Annotated in this window: 15 protein-coding genes; 8 read left to right on the plus strand and 7 right to left on the minus strand. The window is 60.7% G+C overall.

Annotation, left to right across the window (positions count from 1 at the left end; translation table 11 throughout):
• Positions 1 to 191: 191 nt before the first annotated feature.
• The 8 genes from pedF to ACP7E4_RS13820 all read left to right on the plus strand — a co-directional run bounded on the left by pedF (position 192) and on the right by ACP7E4_RS13820 (position 8,604).
• Complete coding sequence (gene pedF, locus ACP7E4_RS13785) at positions 192 to 629, plus strand: cytochrome c-550 PedF (RefSeq protein ID WP_426114473.1); 438 nt, start codon at positions 192 to 194, stop codon at positions 627 to 629.
• A gap of 4 nt (positions 630 to 633) precedes the next feature.
• Positions 634 to 1,524, plus strand: a complete 891-nt coding sequence (locus ACP7E4_RS13790; protein WP_426114475.1) for a substrate-binding periplasmic protein — start codon at positions 634 to 636, stop codon at positions 1,522 to 1,524.
• An 89-nt stretch (positions 1,525 to 1,613) separates the two neighbouring features.
• Complete coding sequence (locus ACP7E4_RS13795; protein WP_426114477.1) at positions 1,614 to 2,375, plus strand: quinoprotein dehydrogenase-associated SoxYZ-like carrier; 762 nt, start codon at positions 1,614 to 1,616, stop codon at positions 2,373 to 2,375.
• A 1-nt stretch (position 2,376) separates the two neighbouring features.
• Positions 2,377 to 3,330 (plus strand): quinoprotein relay system zinc metallohydrolase 1, encoded by a 954-nt coding sequence (locus ACP7E4_RS13800; protein ID WP_426114479.1) that lies wholly within the window; start codon positions 2,377 to 2,379, stop codon positions 3,328 to 3,330.
• A gap of 154 nt (positions 3,331 to 3,484) precedes the next feature.
• Entirely contained in the window at positions 3,485 to 5,260 is a 1,776-nt protein-coding gene (locus ACP7E4_RS13805; RefSeq protein ID WP_426114481.1) for a PQQ-dependent methanol/ethanol family dehydrogenase, read from the plus strand.
• Positions 5,261 to 5,571: 311 nt separating this feature from the next.
• Positions 5,572 to 5,643: a pyrroloquinoline quinone precursor peptide PqqA gene (pqqA, locus tag ACP7E4_RS13810; protein ID WP_020289857.1), complete on the plus strand. Its 72-nt coding sequence runs from the start codon at positions 5,572 to 5,574 to the stop codon at positions 5,641 to 5,643.
• Positions 5,644 to 5,789: 146 nt separating this feature from the next.
• Positions 5,790 to 6,953: an alcohol dehydrogenase-like regulatory protein ErcA gene (ercA, locus tag ACP7E4_RS13815; RefSeq protein ID WP_426114483.1), complete on the plus strand. Its 1,164-nt coding sequence runs from the start codon at positions 5,790 to 5,792 to the stop codon at positions 6,951 to 6,953.
• A complete protein-coding gene (locus ACP7E4_RS13820; protein WP_426114485.1) occupies positions 6,937 to 8,604 on the plus strand; it encodes a hybrid sensor histidine kinase/response regulator in 1,668 nt (555 codons plus the stop codon). The genes ercA and ACP7E4_RS13820 overlap by 17 nt, the downstream gene beginning before the upstream one ends.
• Positions 8,605 to 8,616: 12 nt before the next feature.
• On the opposite strand, the gene moaA is transcribed toward ACP7E4_RS13820, so the two are convergent.
• The 7 genes from moaA to ACP7E4_RS13855 form a co-directional block, all read right to left on the minus strand.
• Positions 8,617 to 9,615, minus strand: coding sequence for a GTP 3',8-cyclase MoaA (gene moaA / locus ACP7E4_RS13825; RefSeq protein ID WP_426114487.1), 999 nt, complete (start codon positions 9,613 to 9,615; stop codon positions 8,617 to 8,619).
• 365 nt (positions 9,616 to 9,980) lie between these two features.
• Positions 9,981 to 11,330: a cation:proton antiporter gene (locus tag ACP7E4_RS13830; RefSeq protein ID WP_426114489.1), complete on the minus strand. Its 1,350-nt coding sequence runs from the start codon at positions 11,328 to 11,330 to the stop codon at positions 9,981 to 9,983.
• A gap of 167 nt (positions 11,331 to 11,497) precedes the next feature.
• Positions 11,498 to 12,550 (minus strand): ABC transporter substrate-binding protein, encoded by a 1,053-nt coding sequence (locus ACP7E4_RS13835; RefSeq protein WP_426114491.1) that lies wholly within the window; start codon positions 12,548 to 12,550, stop codon positions 11,498 to 11,500.
• Complete coding sequence (locus ACP7E4_RS13840; protein ID WP_426114493.1) at positions 12,547 to 13,728, minus strand: NAD(P)/FAD-dependent oxidoreductase; 1,182 nt, start codon at positions 13,726 to 13,728, stop codon at positions 12,547 to 12,549. The genes ACP7E4_RS13835 and ACP7E4_RS13840 overlap by 4 nt, the downstream gene beginning before the upstream one ends.
• Positions 13,728 to 15,089, minus strand: a complete 1,362-nt coding sequence (locus ACP7E4_RS13845; RefSeq protein ID WP_426114495.1) for an FAD-dependent oxidoreductase — start codon at positions 15,087 to 15,089, stop codon at positions 13,728 to 13,730. Before ACP7E4_RS13845 ends, ACP7E4_RS13840 begins: the two co-directional genes overlap by 1 nt.
• Positions 15,086 to 15,376, minus strand: a complete 291-nt coding sequence (locus ACP7E4_RS13850; RefSeq protein ID WP_426114497.1) for a (2Fe-2S)-binding protein — start codon at positions 15,374 to 15,376, stop codon at positions 15,086 to 15,088. Before ACP7E4_RS13850 ends, ACP7E4_RS13845 begins: the two co-directional genes overlap by 4 nt.
• A 24-nt stretch (positions 15,377 to 15,400) precedes the next feature.
• Complete coding sequence (locus ACP7E4_RS13855) at positions 15,401 to 16,195, minus strand: ABC transporter permease (RefSeq protein WP_065834356.1); 795 nt, start codon at positions 16,193 to 16,195, stop codon at positions 15,401 to 15,403.
• Positions 16,196 to 16,198: the final 3 nt, after the last annotated feature.

Below are 16,198 nucleotides of genomic sequence, written 5' to 3' on the forward strand. Positions count from 1 at the left end.
AGCGGGGCGCGATACGGAAAAACTCCCGCTGTTGCCGGGAAGAGTTCCCGAACCGTCTCTGATTTGGGACTGGTTCCCAAGCTCTACTACCAAGGGAGGAGGGCGCGGCCACCAAAGCAGCATTCGATGCGGGTGACCGGGTTCTTAAGATGGTTGCGTGGCTTTTTGCGTGCAATCTTGAGGACATAACAATGATAAGAATCTCAACTACCGTGCTCACTGCAACCCTGATCAGCCTGTTGGCTGGGAGTGGTCTGGCGCTGGCGCACGGCAACGTGGTGCCGCAAGCGGTGGCCACTGAAGGGCTGGAGCCATTGGGCGCTGAATGGCGTACCGAGAATCCCTATCGTGATTCCAAGAGTCACGACCGAGCGCTGGAAATCGGTTCGTCGGCCTATAACCAGAACTGTGCAGCCTGCCATGGCCTGGAAGCCAAATCCGGCGGCATCGCGCCCGACCTGCGTTTGCTGGACGTCGGCGTCGCGGGTGACGAGTGGTTTGTCGAGCGGGTGCGCAACGGCGCGGTGCGCGACGGCCGTGTCTACATGCCGAAAATGGCCGATTACTTGAGCCAGGAAGCGCTCTGGGCGGTACGTACCTATCTGGACAGCGTTCACGTCGAGGAGTGACCGCATGCGTCTGCTCGCGGTGCTATCAAGCGCAACGCTGTGGTGTTGTCTGATCCTGCTGGGTCCGGTCGCCAACGCGCAAGTGCGCAATTACGACACGATCATTGCTTCAGGGGTATTGAAAGTCGCGGTCTACCAGGACTTCGCGCCCTACAGCTTCAAGGTCGATGGTCAGCCACGCGGTGTGGATATCGAGCTGGCCACGGCATTGGCCAAAGCGCTGGGCGTCAGCCTGGAATTGATGTGGGCGCCGCCCGGCGAAAAACTCGACGATGACTTGCGGGACTTGATCTGGCGCGGCAGCCAGTTGCGCGACCAGCAGCTGGCCGACGTCATGATGCGGGTTCCTTATGACCGGGATTATGCCCAGCGGCGCAACGAGTTCGGTGAGCTGGACAACGATCATGTGGTGATGTTCGGGCCCTACCAGACCGAGCGCTGGCAAGTCGCCTACGACCACCGCCGCCTGGACGCAGTGCCCAGCGTCGCGGTGTTTGAAGAGCATCCCATCGGCGTGGAAATCGACAGCGTGCCGTCGTTCTACCTGACGTCGATCTTCAATGGCCAGTTCGGCGCCAGGACCCATCACTATCCGAGTGTGCAGCAGGCGTTTGTCGCCATGAAGGTCGGTGAAGTGGACGCGGTCATGGCCATGCGCGGCGAAATCGACTGGCAACTGCACCAGGCGCATGACCCGCAACTGCTCCTTGCGGAAAACGCCTACCCGAACATGGGCCGCCAGGTCTGGGAGATCGGCATGGCGGTCCACGAGAGCAATCGCCAATTGTCCTACGCCCTGGAAGAACAGCTGGAAACCATGATCCGCGACGGCGAGGTACAAAAGATCTATGCCGCCTACGGCATGCGATATGACGTGCCGGAGATGTATCAGTAGGTTGCAGCGGGTGCCGGTGTTTGCTGCGCGACGGGGGATCTCCCACAGAGAAATGCGAAGGCCTCATCGTTGCCGGAAAGGAATATGAAATGTTCACCCGCATCGCTGCACTGTTGCTGTTGCTTGCGCCGACCTTGGCCCCTGCCGTCCCCCCCGATCCCGGCAAAGACCCGGTGGTTTCGGTTATGTGGGCGTTCTTCCAGCAAAAACTGCTCAAGGACGCGCCTTATGTCTTCGACGACAAGATCATTTTGCGCGCGCCGCCTTTCGCGGAGGATGCGCGACAGGTGCCCATCGAAATTGATGCTCGGGCCTACCAGGGCCAGGTGCTGCGAATCCTGGCCTGGGCCGAACTCAATCCATTGCCGCAGATCGTCGACTTTCAGCCGGGAGCACAGGTCTTGCCGTGGCTGGCGATCCGCATCCGCATCGAACAGGCCACGCCGTTGCGCGCCGCCGTGTTGACCCGCGACGGTGTCTGGCATATCGGCTCGACGACGATTCAAGCGGCGGGCGGCGGTTGCACGGCGCCCAGCGTGGTACGTACCCAGGCGGGCTGGGAAGAACACATCGGCGAAGTGCTCGGCGGACGCTATCCGCGCCAGGACTTCAGCCGCCTGCGCCTGCAGATTTCCCATCCCATGGATAACGGCATGGTCAGCGGCATCCCCGAGTTCTACCTCAATCACGCCGAACTGCGCGATGCCAGCGACCAGCTCATGGCGAGCCTGGAACTGTTTCCGGCGGTCAGCGAAAACCCGATGCTGGGTTTTGATGTGCAAGGTTCCGGCACCACCCGTTTGGTGCTGCGCGACACCAGTGGCAATGAATTCAATGCGGCGGTGCCTTGATATGAACAACGCCCGGAGAGGGTCGAAGTGCGTGGCACTGCTGATCTGGGTATTGATCAGCCCATTCGCTCAGGCCGATCTGGAATACGACCTCAAGCCTCGCCAGATTGCCGAAAATACCTATGTGCTCGAAGGCAGCACCGATAACTTCGCCAAGGCCAACGGCGGCAATATCGTCAATACCGCGTTCATCGTCAGCAACAGCGGTGTAATTGTGATCGATACCGGCCCGTCCAGGCGCTACGGCGAGGCGATGCGCAGGGCAATCGCCGCCACCACCGACAAACCGGTGATCCAGGTGCTACTGACTCACCATCATCCCGACCATGTACTGGGCAACCAGGCTTTCGCGGATGTGCCCATCGGCGCGCTTGCCGAAACCAGCGCGCTGATGCAGCAGCATGGCGATGCGCTCGCGGAAAACATGTACCGCCTGGTCGGCGACTGGATGCGAGGCACTGAAGTGCTGTTGCCCAATCAAGCGTTGAACACCGGCACCTTGAATCGGAGCGGGCATCCGCTGCGGTTGATCGCCCTCAAAGGTCACACGGGGGCCGATCTGGCGATCTTCGACGAGCTGACCGGCGTGCTGTTCGCAGGCGACATCGTCTTCTATCAACGGGCCTTGACCACACCGAACACGCCCGGGCTGGACGTCTGGCTGGCGGACCTTGAGCAACTGCAGACGCTGCCCTGGAAACAGCTGGTGCCGGGGCACGGTCCGGTGGCCAGCGACGATGGGCCGTTCATGCAGATGCGCGATTACCTTGGCTGGCTCGACAACCTGCTGCGCACCGCTGCCGCCAATGGCAGCGACATGGCGGAGGTGATTCGCAGCCCGATCCCGGAGCGTTTTGCGGCCATCAGCCTGACCCGCTACGAGCTGATTCGCAGCGTCAGTCATCTGTATCCGCGTTACGAGCAAGCGCAGATGACGCGCGTGGATGCCCGCTGAAGCCAAGAGAGCACTACCAATGGACTAGAGATTTCGATACTGCGGCCAATTGTCCCGAGGTGCCGGGCCGAGAAGAATCTGTGACAGGTCGGGAAAATTTCCCGAAGCCCCCGGAACAAACATCCAGAACAACAAGAACGCAGAGGCAGCCGTCATGACCCAACCCGCACGTCGCCCATCTTTCGCCCTGAGCCTGCTCATGAGCGCCATGTTGCTGTCAGGCGCAGCCCTGGCGGCGGTGACCGACGAAGAGATTCTTCAGGATCCGAAAAATCCCGAGCAGATCGTCACCAATGGCCTGGGCGTACTGGGCCAGCGTTATAGCCCGCTGGATATTCTCAACACCGAAAACGTCAAGGACCTGCGGCCAGTGTGGGCGTTTTCCTTCGGCGGTGAAAAACAGCGCGGCCAGCAGGCGCAACCGTTGATCAAAGACGGCGTGATGTACCTGACCGGCTCGTATTCCCGGGTTTTCGCCGTGGATGCGCGCACCGGCAAGAAGCTCTGGCAGTACGACGCACGTTTGCCCGATGACATTCGTCCTTGCTGCGACGTGATCAATCGCGGTGTGGCGCTGTATGGCGATCTGGTCTATTTCGGCACGCTCGATGCCAAGCTGGTCGCCCTCAACAAAGACACCGGCAAGGTGGTGTGGAGCAAACAGGTCGCCGATCACAAGGCCGGCTACTCCATCAGCGCCGCGCCCATGATCGTCAACGGCAAGCTGATTACCGGCGTAGCGGGGGGCGAGTTTGGGGTGGTGGGCAAGGTCGAGGCCTATGACCCGAAAAACGGCACGCTGCTGTGGTCGCGGCCCACGGTCGAAGGCAACATGGGTTACACCTACAAGGACGGCAAGGCCATCGAAAACGGCATTTCCGGCGGTGAGGCCAACAAGACCTGGCCGGGCGATCTCTGGAAAACCGGCGGCGCGGCGCCTTGGCTGGGCGGTTATTTCGACCCCAGCAACAATCAGATCCTGATCGGCACCGGCAATCCGTCGCCGTGGAACTCGCACATGCGGCCCGGCGACAACCTGTATTCGTCTTCGCGTCTGTCGCTGAATCCCGATGACGGCACCATCAAATGGCACTTCCAGAGCACGCCTCACGACGGCTGGGATTATGACGGCGTCAACGAGCTGATTTCCTTTGATTACGAGCAGGACGGCAAGACCGTACAGGCCGCCGCCACCGCCGACCGCAACGGCTTCTTTTATGTACTGAACCGCAAGGACGGCAAGTTCATACGCGGCTTCCCGTTTGCCGACAAGATCACCTGGGCCAGCGGCCTGGACAAGGACGGTCGGCCGATCTACATCGACGCCAGTCGTCCCGGCGCGCCGGACGGCGAGGCCAAAGGCACCTCGTCATTCGTCGCTCCGGCGTTCCTCGGCGCCAAGAACTGGATGCCGATGGCGTACAGCCCGGACACCGGTCTGTTCTACGTGCCCGGCAATGAATGGGGCATGGATATCTGGAACGAAGGCATCGCCTACAAGAAAGGCGCGGCGTTTCTGGGCGCGGGCTTCACCATCAAACCGCTCAACGAAGATTACATCGGCGTGCTGCGCGCCATCGATCCGAAAACCGGCAAGGAAGTCTGGCGGCACAAAAACTATGCGCCGCTCTGGGGCGGGGTGATGACCACCAAGGGCAATCTGGTTTTCACCGGGACGCCTGAAGGTTTCCTGCAAGCATTCAATGCCAAGACGGGCGAGAAAGTCTGGGAATTCCAGACCGGCTCCGGCGTACTCGGCTCGCCTGTGACCTGGGAAATGGATGGCGAACAATACGTCTCGGTGCTGTCCGGCTGGGGTGGCGCGGTTCCGCTGTGGGGCGGCGAAGTGGCCAAGCGGGTCAAGGACTTCAACCAGGGCGGCATGCTCTGGACCTTCAAGCTGCCCAAGGAGTTGGTCGCCAAGCGCTGATGGCTAAAGCTGCGGGGGTGGGAGGTTCTCTGTTTGAGGGCAACCCACAGACGCCGCCGATGTGGTGTCTGCACCGACGCCTTCCCGGATAAATCCGGTCCCACGGAATGACCGCATTTCAGCTGTGGGAGCGAGCTTGCTCGCGAAGAGGTCTTCAGCTTCACGATGTCGTTTTCTCATAGACATTGCCTTCGCGGGCAAGCCTCCAGCTATATCGGGCATTTTCAGGCCCAAAGTACTATTTCAACCACGCATCCCCCATGCACTAATTGAACAACCGGACTTTCCCGGCACAACAAGAGGATTGACCCATGTGGAAAAAACCCGCGTTTACCGATCTGCGTATCGGTTTTGAAGTCACCATGTATTTCGCCAGTCGCTGATCAGGCTGTTCCGGCCTCGGTCCATCCTTCGCGATGGCCGGGGCCTTTTGCTGTCTGGCCAGTCATTAAAAGGTCGTATTGCATTCAGTAACAAATACACTAGGCTGGCGTGCATCTTCTAATAACAACAAAAAAAGGCTTTATATATGAGCCAGAACCTCAGCCAGCTGCGCAAGTTCGTTTCTCCTGAAATCATCTTTGGTGCGGGCAGTCGTCACAGTGTTGGCAACTATGCGAAAACCTTTGGTGCGCGCAAGGTCCTGCTGGTCAGCGACCCCGGCGTAATTGCCGCCGGTTGGGTGGCCGATGTCCAGGCCAGCCTGCAAGCCCTGAATATCGACCACTTCCTGTACAGCGACGTGTCGCCCAATCCTCGGGTCGAAGAGGTTATGCGCGGCGCCGAGTTGTACCGCGAGCATCACTGCGATGTGATCGTCGCAGTGGGCGGTGGCAGCCCGATGGATTGCGGCAAGGGCATCGGCATTGTTGTGGCCCATGGCCGCAACATCCTCGAATTCGAAGGCGTGGACACCATTCGGGTGCCAAGCCCGCCGTTGATCCTGATTCCGACCACGGCCGGGACCTCCGCCGATGTCTCGCAATTCGTGATCATTTCCAATCAGCAGGAGCGCATGAAATTTTCCATCGTCAGCAAGGCGGTGGTCCCGGACGTATCGTTGATCGATCCGGAAACCACCCTGAGCATGGATCCGTTCCTGGCTGCCTGTACCGGCATCGACGCGCTGGTGCATGCCATTGAAGCCTTCGTTTCCACAGGTCACGGCCCGCTGACCGATCCTCATGCGCTGGAGGCCATGCGCCTGATCGATGGCAATCTAGTGCAGATGATCGCCAACCCCAACGACATCGCCCTGCGCGAGAAAATCATGCTCGGCAGCATGCAGGCCGGGCTGGCGTTTTCCAATGCGATCCTCGGCGCGGTGCATGCCATGTCCCACAGCCTTGGCGGTTTCCTCGATTTGCCTCACGGCTTGTGCAACGCAGTGCTGGTGGAGCACGTGGTGGCCTTCAACTACAGCTCAGCGCCGGACCGCTTCAAGCTGATCGCCGAGACGCTGGGCATCGATTGCCGTGGGCTGACCCACAAAATGATTTCCCAGCGCCTGGTCGAACACTTGATCGCGCTCAAACATGCGGTCGGCTTCCACGAAACGTTGGGACGGCACGGCGTCAGGATGTCGGATATTCCGTTCCTGTCGCAGCACGCCATGGATGACCCGTGCATTCTCACCAACCCGCGCGCGTCCAGTCAGCGCGACGTTGAGGTGGTGTATGGCGAAGCCCTCTGACGAGCGGCAAAGTGCGCTGACCGCGCTGCTCGGACTGGGTAACCATTCGACGCGCAAGAGCCATTATCCCGAGTTGACGGTGCGGCTTGAGGAGCTGGAAAAAGAGCGTAACCGCTACAAATGGCTGTTCGAACATGCCGTCCACGGGATTTTTCAGGCCAGTCTGCAACAAGGTTTGCTGGCCGCCAACCCGGCGCTGGCACGCATGCTCGGCTACGACGATCCGCAACAAGTGCTGTTTTCCCTGGCTGATCTGGCCGGCAGCCTGTTTATCGGCGGGCAGGCTGAAACCGACGCCATCGGCCACGTCCTGCAACGCGAAGGCAGCTTGCTGGGCTACGAGACTCGGTTGCGTCGCAAGGATGGCAGCTGGCTCGATGTGCTGATGAACCTGCTGCTCAAGCCTGATGAAGACGGCATTTTCGAAGGCTTCGTCGCCGACATCACCGAGCGCAAGCTGGCGCAGCAACGCCTGCAACAACTCAACGACGAACTGGAGCAGCGGGTCGCCGCGCGCACCGACGAACTGTTAGTGGCGCGGGACGCAGCGCAGGCCGCCAATCGCAGCAAGGACAAATACCTTGCGGCCGCCAGTCATGACTTGCTGCAACCCCTGAACGCTGCGCGGTTGTTGATTTCCACCTTGCGCGAGCGTGCCTTGCCGGATGCGGAGCACATTCTGGTGGAGCGTACGCATCAGGCACTGGAAGGCGCCGAAGACCTGCTCACCGATCTGCTGGACATTTCCAAGCTCGATCAGGCCGCCGTCAAACCAGACGTGGAGTTGTATCGGCTGGATGAACTGCTGGCGCCTCTGGCTTCGGAATTTCAGTCGGTGGCACAAGCCTCAGGTTTGAGCTTTCGCGCGCACATCGGCGATTTCGCGGTATACACCGATCTGCGCCTGCTGACCCGAATCCTGCGAAATTTCCTCAGCAACGCCTGCCGTTACACAGCTTCGGGCGGCATCCTGCTCGGCGCCAGGCGGCGCGGGGATTATCTGCGGCTAGAAGTCTGGGATACCGGGCGCGGCATTGCCGACGATCGGCTGGAGTCGATCTTCCTCGAATTCAATCAGCTGGATGTAGGCCGCGCTGCCGACCGCAAAGGCGTGGGCCTCGGGTTGGCGATTGTCGAGCGGATCGCGAAGATTCTCGGCTATCGGGTGCAGGTCAAATCCCGGCCGGGGGTGGGCTCGCGTTTCAGCATCGATGTGCCGCTGTCCGACGAAATACCGGTGCCGGTGAGTGTCGTGGTGCAGCAACAATCGGGGGCTGGCAACCCGTTGCCGGGGCGGCGTCTGCTGGTGCTGGACAACGAATTGAGCATTCTGGAAAGCATGGCAGCCTTGCTTGGCCAATGGGGTTGCGAAGTGCTGACCGCGAGCGATGAGGCCAGCGCTTACCGCGTGCTCGAAGGTCGGCCGCCGGAGCTGATTCTTGCGGATTTCAACCTTGATCACGGGGTGACCGGCTGCGAGGTAGTCAGAGACCTGCGGGAATACTTTGGGCAGGAAATACCCGCTGTCATGATTACCGCCGACCGGAGCGACCAATGTCGGCGTTCGTTGCAGAAACTGGGCGCGCCCTTGCTCAATAAACCGGTAAAGCCCGGCAAGTTGCGGGCGGTATTGAGTCAATTGCTGGGGTGAGTGAGCGGGCCGTCAGCCGCCGGTCATGTTCATGAAGCGCACGACCTGTACATCGTCATCAAGCGTGAAGGTGTGGCTCCAGGGCTTGAGTTGCATGGCATCGATGATGGCTTTTTCGAGTTTTTCCGGCTTGCCTGGATGCGCGCGCAACACTGACTTGAGATCCGCCGAATGCTCGTTACCAAGGCACAGCAATAGCCGACCCTCGACAGTCAGGCGCACCCGGTTGCAGGTGGCGCAGAAGTTGTGGCTGTGCGGAGAGATGAAACCGACGCGAATATCCGGGGCCTCCGCCAGGCGCCAGTAACGGGACGGGCCTTGGGTGGATTCGGTGGAATGAATCAAAGTGTAGCGTTCAGCGATTTTTTCCCGGACCTGGTCGCTGGAGAAAAATGACTCGGCGCGACTGTGTTCGCTGATCACGCCCAGCGGCATTTCTTCAATGAAGGTGATGTCCAGATTGCGTTCGATGGCGAACGCCACCAGATCGTTGATTTCGTGATCGTTCCGGCCCTGCATGACCACGCAGTTGAGCTTGGTGTGAACGAAGCCGGCTGCGTTGGCGGCGTCGATGCCGGCAATCACCTTGCTCAAGTCGCCGGTCCGGGTCAGCTCGCGAAAACGCGCCGGGTCCAGGCTGTCGAGACTGATATTCAGGCGTGACAAGCCGGCATCGAACAGCGGCTGGGCGAGTTTTTCCAGCTGTGAGCCGTTAGTGGTCATGCACAGTTCGCGCAAGCCGGGCAGGGCGGCGATGTTCTTGCACAGGCCGACGATGCCCGAGCGGACCAGCGGCTCGCCACCGGTCAGGCGAATTTTTTTTGTGCCCAAGGCCACAAAACGTTCGGCGACCTGAAATATTTCTTCCAGGGACAGAATCTGCTGCCGGGGCAAAAACGTCATCTCTTCGGCCATGCAATACACGCAACGGAAGTCGCAACGGTCGGTCACGGACATCCGCAGGTAATCCACCTTGCGTGCAAAGCTGTCTACGAGGATTCGGTCTGACATTTCACCTTCTCAATACGCGGTCTCGACACATAGTAATCCAGACCGACGAAGACCGCGCGCCCTGTTGTCTTACCCGGAACTCAGTGTCGTATTGACACGCACGCTAACTGAGTCCAATTGCCGCAGTCCAATCGCTTGTTCCGATGGAGTCATTGATTGAGTCGATGAGGCAGGGTTTGCAGGCATTCCAGACGGCACTCACGGCAGAGCTTTTGCGAATGGATAAAGTGCAGGGTCCCTGAATACAGGGGGCGCCGCTTCTCGAAGCAGGCTTACCAATAACTTGGTCTGTGATCCATCTCAATGGTTCATAGTGCTTCGAGAAAACATCCGATTGGATAGATTAAATAATAGTCGTTTCAAAGTTAGTCATGGCTGTTGACCGCTGAGCTGCGTTCATAGCGTTCGAGTAACGGCTGGATGCTGATGCCATGCAAAAGAATGCTCAGCGCCACGACGGATAAGGTCAGGCTGACGCTCAATTGGGCAATATTTTCAGGCAAACCGTGGGTCAGTGCGAAACACAGGTAGTACAGGCTGCCGATTCCCCGGATACCGAACCAGCCGACCAAAGCCTTCTGCCGACGGTTGAGCAAACGGCGACTGACCAGCAGCCAGACGGCGGCGGGACGGATAATACAAAAGAGTGCCAATCCGAGGCCGACCGCGCGCCAATCCCAATACAGCGCCAGGGAAGCCCCCAGCAGAGTGATCAGCAGCACTTCCATGGAGCGCTCGACAAGGCTGCCAAATGCCAGCATGTCGCCCATCATCACGCCAGCGGCCAACTGGGTTTCGCTGATGTCTTCTGCTTCGGCGACGGTAGATTTTTCCATGGCCCCGGTCATGTGGCCGATCACCGGTTGCGCCAGATGCTCGGATGGCACCTCGGACTGGGTGGTGCGAGCTTCCGCCTGACGCAATCCCAGGCCCGCGGCGAACACCGCGAGGAAGCCGAACGCACCCACCGTGTCAGCCACTACATAAGAGATGGCGATCAATGCCAGCGCCAGGAAGTCATTGGGCGAGGTCGTGCTGTCGGCATTCTTGATACGCAGGTAAATCATCAAATGGCCAACGCTACGGCCCAACCCATAACCGATCAGCAGGCCTGCCGGCACTGCCCAGACAAGGTCTTTCACAGCCCAGTGCTGTAGCCAGTCGACATCGACCCCGCCATGGCTGATAAACAGCAGGGCAAAGATTACGAAGGGAAAGGCCGTGCCGTCGTTGAGGCCAGCTTCCCCGGAAAGGCCGAAGCGCACCCGATCCTGATCCTGCGCATTGTTGACCTGTACCAGTCCGGCCAGCACCGGGTCGGTAGGCGACAGCATCGCTCCCAGCAACAATGACACGCCCCAGGAAAGGTCGAACAGGTAGTGGGCCACCAGACTGGTGCCGGCTATGGTCGCCAGCATCACCGGCCCGGCCAGCCAATAAGCCGAATGCCAGGCCTTGCCGCTCAATGGCAGCCGCAATTTGATTCCGGTACTGAACAGCGAAAACAGCACGGCAGCTTCCGTCAGGCGTTCCATCCAGCCGGATGCCTGGCGAAAGTCCAGATCGAGCATGTCCAGGCCGACCGGGCCGATGGCGAAACCGAAGGCCAGGCAGACCGCCGAGGTCGTGACCGGTAACCAGCGCAGATAGGAGGAGGTGAGCGCCAGCAGCATCAGCAGCGTGCCCAGCACGGCCATACAAACAATAAAACTCATCCGTCTCCAACTCTCGCAACATGGCCCCCCGACCGGGGAGCGTTATCGTTGTGACTGTCGTATGAACGGATAGTTGAAACAATTCCGTAGGACTGGCTTTAGCCGGGAGGGCGTTCTCCCGGCTAAAGCCAGTCCTACGGATCCCCTATACAGGAATGGGTTAGCTACTACCGCTCCACGCTGCGATTCCAACGGGCGTTCCACTCGGGGCGCAACTGGTTCACCTGATCCCAGTCGATGGTCACGGCGGTTTCCAGATACTTGTTCATTGCCGCGACCTGGCCGTGGGTCTTGTCGCTGGTTGGGGTTTTCGGGTTGGACGGGATCTGGTCGCCGAATTCCAGCGCCGGGGCCTGGGCTTCCGGCGTCAGCAGGTAAGCCGCGAGTTTCTGCGCAAGCTCCGGCTGGTCATTTTTGGCGATGGCGCATTCAGCCACGTTCAGGACCACGCCGCCTTCCTTGGGCGGTGCGTATTCCACTGGCACGCCCTTGATCTTGAGGGCCGTGACCTGAGTGGGGGTCAGCGGGAACAACGCCGCTTCGCCGGTTTGCACCATCTCGGAGATCTTCGCTGAACTGGCGATGTATTCCAGCACGTTGGGGCCAACGGTTTTCGGCCAGGCCTTGAAGCCGGGTTCGACGTCGGTTTCGCTGCCGCCCTGGATCCGGTTGAACATCAAAAAGCCATGCAGGCCGAAGGTGGACGACGCCAGCGACTGGAACACGACCTTTTCCTTGAAGCGTTTGTCCGCCAGGTCCATCCAGGAAGTGGGCGCGCTCCAGCCATTTTCAGCGAACATTTTGGTGTTGTAGGCCAGGCCGGTAACCCCGAGGCTGACCGCCGCCGCTTCTTCCTTGATCTTCGCTTTGGCAGGCAAGTCGGCCAGCCCCGGGCTCGGCTGCAGCTTGTCGCACAAACCCATGGAGATGGCGCGATACATGATGCCGTCGTCGAGGAAAATTACGTGCATCTGCGGGTTGTCTTTGCTGGCCTGGACCTTGGCGAGGATGTCCGACGAGGTGCCGGGTACGATGACCACTTTGACCTTGTTGGCTTTCTCGAAAGCAGGCAGCACCTGATCCGCGTAAAGGCGCTCCATGGTGCCGCCGTTCATGCCCAGATACAGCGTCGGCTCGGCGTGGGCCGGAGCCGAGGCGAGCACAGCCGCGAGCGGCAGGCACGACAAGCCGGAGATTGCGAAACGTTTGACGTTCTTCATAGAAGCGACCTTCCTCTGTGCAATGGGATGACGTTAGTCGGGATGGGCTGTTTAGCAACTGAAACAGCTGGTTGAAATCGTTCAATGGAAAACGCGTCCAGGGCAATCGTCGACTGGCCGGTGCAGACCCACTCGGCCAATGCCTCGCCTGCCGCCGGACCGATTTGAAAGCCGGCACCGGCAAAGCCGAAACCGTGCAGCAGACCCGGTTGGGCAATGCTCGGGCCAAGTACCGGTTCGCGGTCCGGCAAGTAACCTTCGGTGCCACTCCAGGTGCGGATCGCCTGGGCACCGGCCAGCGGTGGATAAAGCTCCACGGCGTTACGCAGGATTTCCAGCAGCGCGGCCTGGCCCGGTCTGGCACGGGCCGGGTCCAGAGGAAAACCCTGGCCGCCGCCCAGCACGCAATTGCCACGGGCCACCTGGCGCGCATAAATGCCGCCGCCTTCGACGCCGGTACTGACATCCATGAACATCGGCAGCGGCTCGGTGACCAGCATCGCCGGATGCCCGGAAACCATGGGCACCGGCTCACCAAATTGCGCCGCCAGCGAACCGGCCCAGGCACCCGCGCAATTGAGCAACCACGGCGCGCGCAAGGTCAGGCCATTCACGGTAAGCACGGTGAACGCCCGGCCGTCATGGCTGACGTCGACAACCTTGGCCTGTTCGTAAATCTGCGCCCCGGCGCGCTTGGCCGCCTGGGCGAATGCAGGAGAAACCAGGCGCGGATTGGCGTGACCGTCGTCAGCGCACAACGACGCGCCGACTGCCACATCGCCAGCCCACGGGAAGCGGGCGCGCAACTGTTGGCGATCAAGCAATTGCAGTTCCAGGCCAAAACTCCGACTCGCTTCGGCATAAGCGCGCAAGGCGTCCATGTCCTTGTCGCTGCGGGCCAGCTTTAGGTGGCCGGAGCGTTGATACTCGCCGTCGACACCGATCAACTCACGCAGCCCGCTCCAGATGGCGTGGGCACGTTGCGACAAAGGCAGTTGCGACAAGGGCCGACCCTGACGTCGTACGCCGCCGTAATTCACACCGCTGGAATGCGAGCCGCAAAAGTCCCGCTCCAGCAAGGCGACGCTTTTGCCTTTCAGCGCCAGGGCCAGCGCCGCCGAAGCGCCGACAATACCGCCGCCGATAATCAGCGCGTCGGTTTCGATAACGTTGCTCATCACGAAGTCTCCACACCAAACGGCAGGGGTTTGATCGGTGCCTGCCCGCGCAGACGCCCGATACTGGCCAATTCCCGGCCACTGCTGTGCGCAACGATTTCCGCCGCTGCCAGTCCGCACATGCGGCCTTGGCAGCGACCCATGCCGACCCGGCACATGGCCTTGACCCGATTCATCTCCCAGTGGCCATCGGCAACCACCGTACGAATGTCGCCCGCGCTGACTTCTTCGCAACGGCAGATAACGGTTTCGTCGGGCGTTTTGGCGGCCCAGTCGGCGGGGAAGGGGAAAGCAGTTTCCAGGCCATGCCGGAAGCGTTCGATGCCTGCCAGTTTGTCTTGCAGTTCGGCGCTTCGCGCGCCGTCAACGCTGTGACCGGTGTCGGCCAGCAATGTCAGGGCGGCCAGTTCTCCGGCCATTTGCGCAGCATCTGCGCCCATGATGCCGGCGCCATCGCCCGCCAGATACACGCCTTTGACGCTGCTGCGCCCGGCGCTGTCTCGGCTTGGCAGCCAGGCGCGATTCAGTGGACTCCAGTGGAATTCGCAGCCCAGCAAATCGGCCAGTTGCGTCTCGCTGCGCAAGGCATGGGCAAAGGCTACGGCGTCGCATTCGAGTTGTTCGACCGCTGCGTTGCCTTGCCACTGCACTGCACTGACGCGTTTTTCGCCGTCGATGCGTTGCAGCGTCGCGCCTTGATGCACCGGGATGCCGTGCGCGGTCAGCCATGCCCGGTAATACAGGCCTTTGGCGAGGGTCAGCGGTTGGCCAAACAGCGCCGGAAGGGCCCGGCATTGCGCGGCAAAAGGCGCGCTGTCGAGCACCGCAACCACCTTGGCCCCGGCTATGGCGTATTGGTAGGCGACCAGATACAACAGCGGCCCGCTGCCGGCGAACACCACGCGCTCGCCAATGGCGCAGCCTTGGTATTTCAAGGCAATTTGCGCCGCGCCCAGGCTGTACACGCCCGGCAATGTCCAGCCCGGCACCGGCAGAATTCGGTCCGTGGCGCCAGTTGCGACGATCAGGTTTTGATAGTCGATCTGCCCGGCGCGCCGGTCTTGCAGGGTGTCGAGGCGGTTGTCTTCGGCGTTCCAGACCAACGTTTGCGGGCGATAGTCAATAACTGCGGCCAGCGCGTCCATGGCCTGATGCACTGCGACAGCCTTGCCCGCTTCAAAGCCATATAGCGCTTTTGGCTCGCGCTTGAAATTATCCGGCTGACGCCGATAAATCTGCCCGCCGCCGCGCAACCCTTCGTCCACCAGACAAGGCGGTACGCCATGGGCGAGCAGGGTTTGCGCGGCGCGAATTCCGGCAGGACCGGCGCCGACGATGACTGCTGAATGGACCTGGCTCATAGCTGCCGCCCCGGTTCCCGGCTCACGATCAGCCCGGCTTCCAGCAACGTCGAGCAGGCGCGGACGCGGCGACCATCGCCCAGTTGCACCCAGCAATCCTGACAAGCCCCCATCAGGCAAAACCCGGCGCGAGGCTCGGCACTGAAATCGCTGCCGCGCAGATGCTCGGCGCTGGTCAGCAAGGCGGTGAGCAACGTGTCGCCCAGCAAACCGCTGGCCGGTTGACCATCAAGGGTGAAGGCCAGGGCCGGGCGATCCTGCTCGGCAAGTCGTTTGAACAATGCCATAAGAGTTGCGCTCCTGACCGCCAGTTAGTGTTTGCCGACCAGCACCCGATCCAGACCGTAAACCCGGTCGAGGAGGATCATGGTCGCGGCAGTCAACGCGATGACCAGCGCCGAGACGGCGGCCATCATCGGATCGATGGATTCAGTGGCGTACACATACATGCGCACCGGCAAGGTCTGGGTGGAAGGTGAGGTGACGAAGATCGACAGCGTGACTTCGTCGAAGCTGTTGATGAACGCCAGCAGCCAACCGCCAGCGACACCCGGCAGAATCATCGGCAAGGTAATCTGCCGAAACAGCGTGAAACGGCTCGCACCCAAAGATTCGGCGGCCTGCTCGGCGCTGCGATCAATGCCGATTGCAGCGGCGATTACCAGTCGCAACACATAAGGCGTGATGATCACCACGTGGGCCAGCATCAACCAGGCAAAGCTGCCGTTGACGCCCATCAGCGCAAACAGGCGCAGCATCGCCACACCCAGCACCAGGTGCGGAATGATGATCGGCGACAGGAACAAACCGTTGAGAAAGTTACGCCCCGGAAACTGATAGCGGGTGATCGCCAGCGCAGCGGGCACTGCAATCAGCGTCGCCAGGGAAGCGGCGACGAAGGCCAGAATCAGGCTGTTATAGAACGAGTCGATAAAGTCGGCGCGCTCGAACACCGCGCGAAACCAGCGCAGGGAGAAGCCCGAAGTCGGCAGACTTAAAGTGTTTTCCGGGGTGAACGCCACCAGACAGACCACCACCAGCGGGGCGAGCATGAACAGCACCACCAGGGCGTGAAACGACAGGGCCAAAGGACCGTTTTTGGACATGGG

This window comes from Pseudomonas sp. DSP3-2-3, assembly GCF_049898225.1.
In the GTDB taxonomy this organism is placed as follows: Bacteria; Pseudomonadota; Gammaproteobacteria; order Pseudomonadales; family Pseudomonadaceae; genus Aquipseudomonas.

Excerpts from the sequence above, each read along its gene's own strand:
- pedF (WP_426114473.1), top strand. The coding sequence starts at position 192 with ATGATAAGAATCTCAACTACCGTGCTCACTGCAACCCTGATCAGCCTG.
- ACP7E4_RS13790 (WP_426114475.1), top strand. The coding sequence starts at position 634 with ATGCGTCTGCTCGCGGTGCTATCAAGCGCAACGCTGTGGTGTTGTCTG.
- ACP7E4_RS13795 (WP_426114477.1), top strand. The coding sequence starts at position 1,614 with ATGTTCACCCGCATCGCTGCACTGTTGCTGTTGCTTGCGCCGACCTTG.
- ACP7E4_RS13800 (WP_426114479.1), top strand. The coding sequence starts at position 2,377 with ATGAACAACGCCCGGAGAGGGTCGAAGTGCGTGGCACTGCTGATCTGG.
- ACP7E4_RS13805 (WP_426114481.1), top strand. The coding sequence starts at position 3,485 with ATGACCCAACCCGCACGTCGCCCATCTTTCGCCCTGAGCCTGCTCATG.
- ercA (WP_426114483.1), top strand. The coding sequence starts at position 5,790 with ATGAGCCAGAACCTCAGCCAGCTGCGCAAGTTCGTTTCTCCTGAAATC.
- ACP7E4_RS13820 (WP_426114485.1), top strand. The coding sequence starts at position 6,937 with ATGGCGAAGCCCTCTGACGAGCGGCAAAGTGCGCTGACCGCGCTGCTC.
- moaA (WP_426114487.1), bottom strand. The coding sequence starts at position 9,615 with ATGTCAGACCGAATCCTCGTAGACAGCTTTGCACGCAAGGTGGATTAC.
- ACP7E4_RS13830 (WP_426114489.1), bottom strand. The coding sequence starts at position 11,330 with ATGAGTTTTATTGTTTGTATGGCCGTGCTGGGCACGCTGCTGATGCTG.
- ACP7E4_RS13835 (WP_426114491.1), bottom strand. The coding sequence starts at position 12,550 with ATGAAGAACGTCAAACGTTTCGCAATCTCCGGCTTGTCGTGCCTGCCG.
- ACP7E4_RS13840 (WP_426114493.1), bottom strand. The coding sequence starts at position 13,728 with ATGAGCAACGTTATCGAAACCGACGCGCTGATTATCGGCGGCGGTATT.
- ACP7E4_RS13845 (WP_426114495.1), bottom strand. The coding sequence starts at position 15,089 with ATGAGCCAGGTCCATTCAGCAGTCATCGTCGGCGCCGGTCCTGCCGGA.
- ACP7E4_RS13850 (WP_426114497.1), bottom strand. The coding sequence starts at position 15,376 with ATGGCATTGTTCAAACGACTTGCCGAGCAGGATCGCCCGGCCCTGGCC.
- ACP7E4_RS13855 (WP_065834356.1), bottom strand. The coding sequence starts at position 16,195 with ATGTCCAAAAACGGTCCTTTGGCCCTGTCGTTTCACGCCCTGGTGGTG.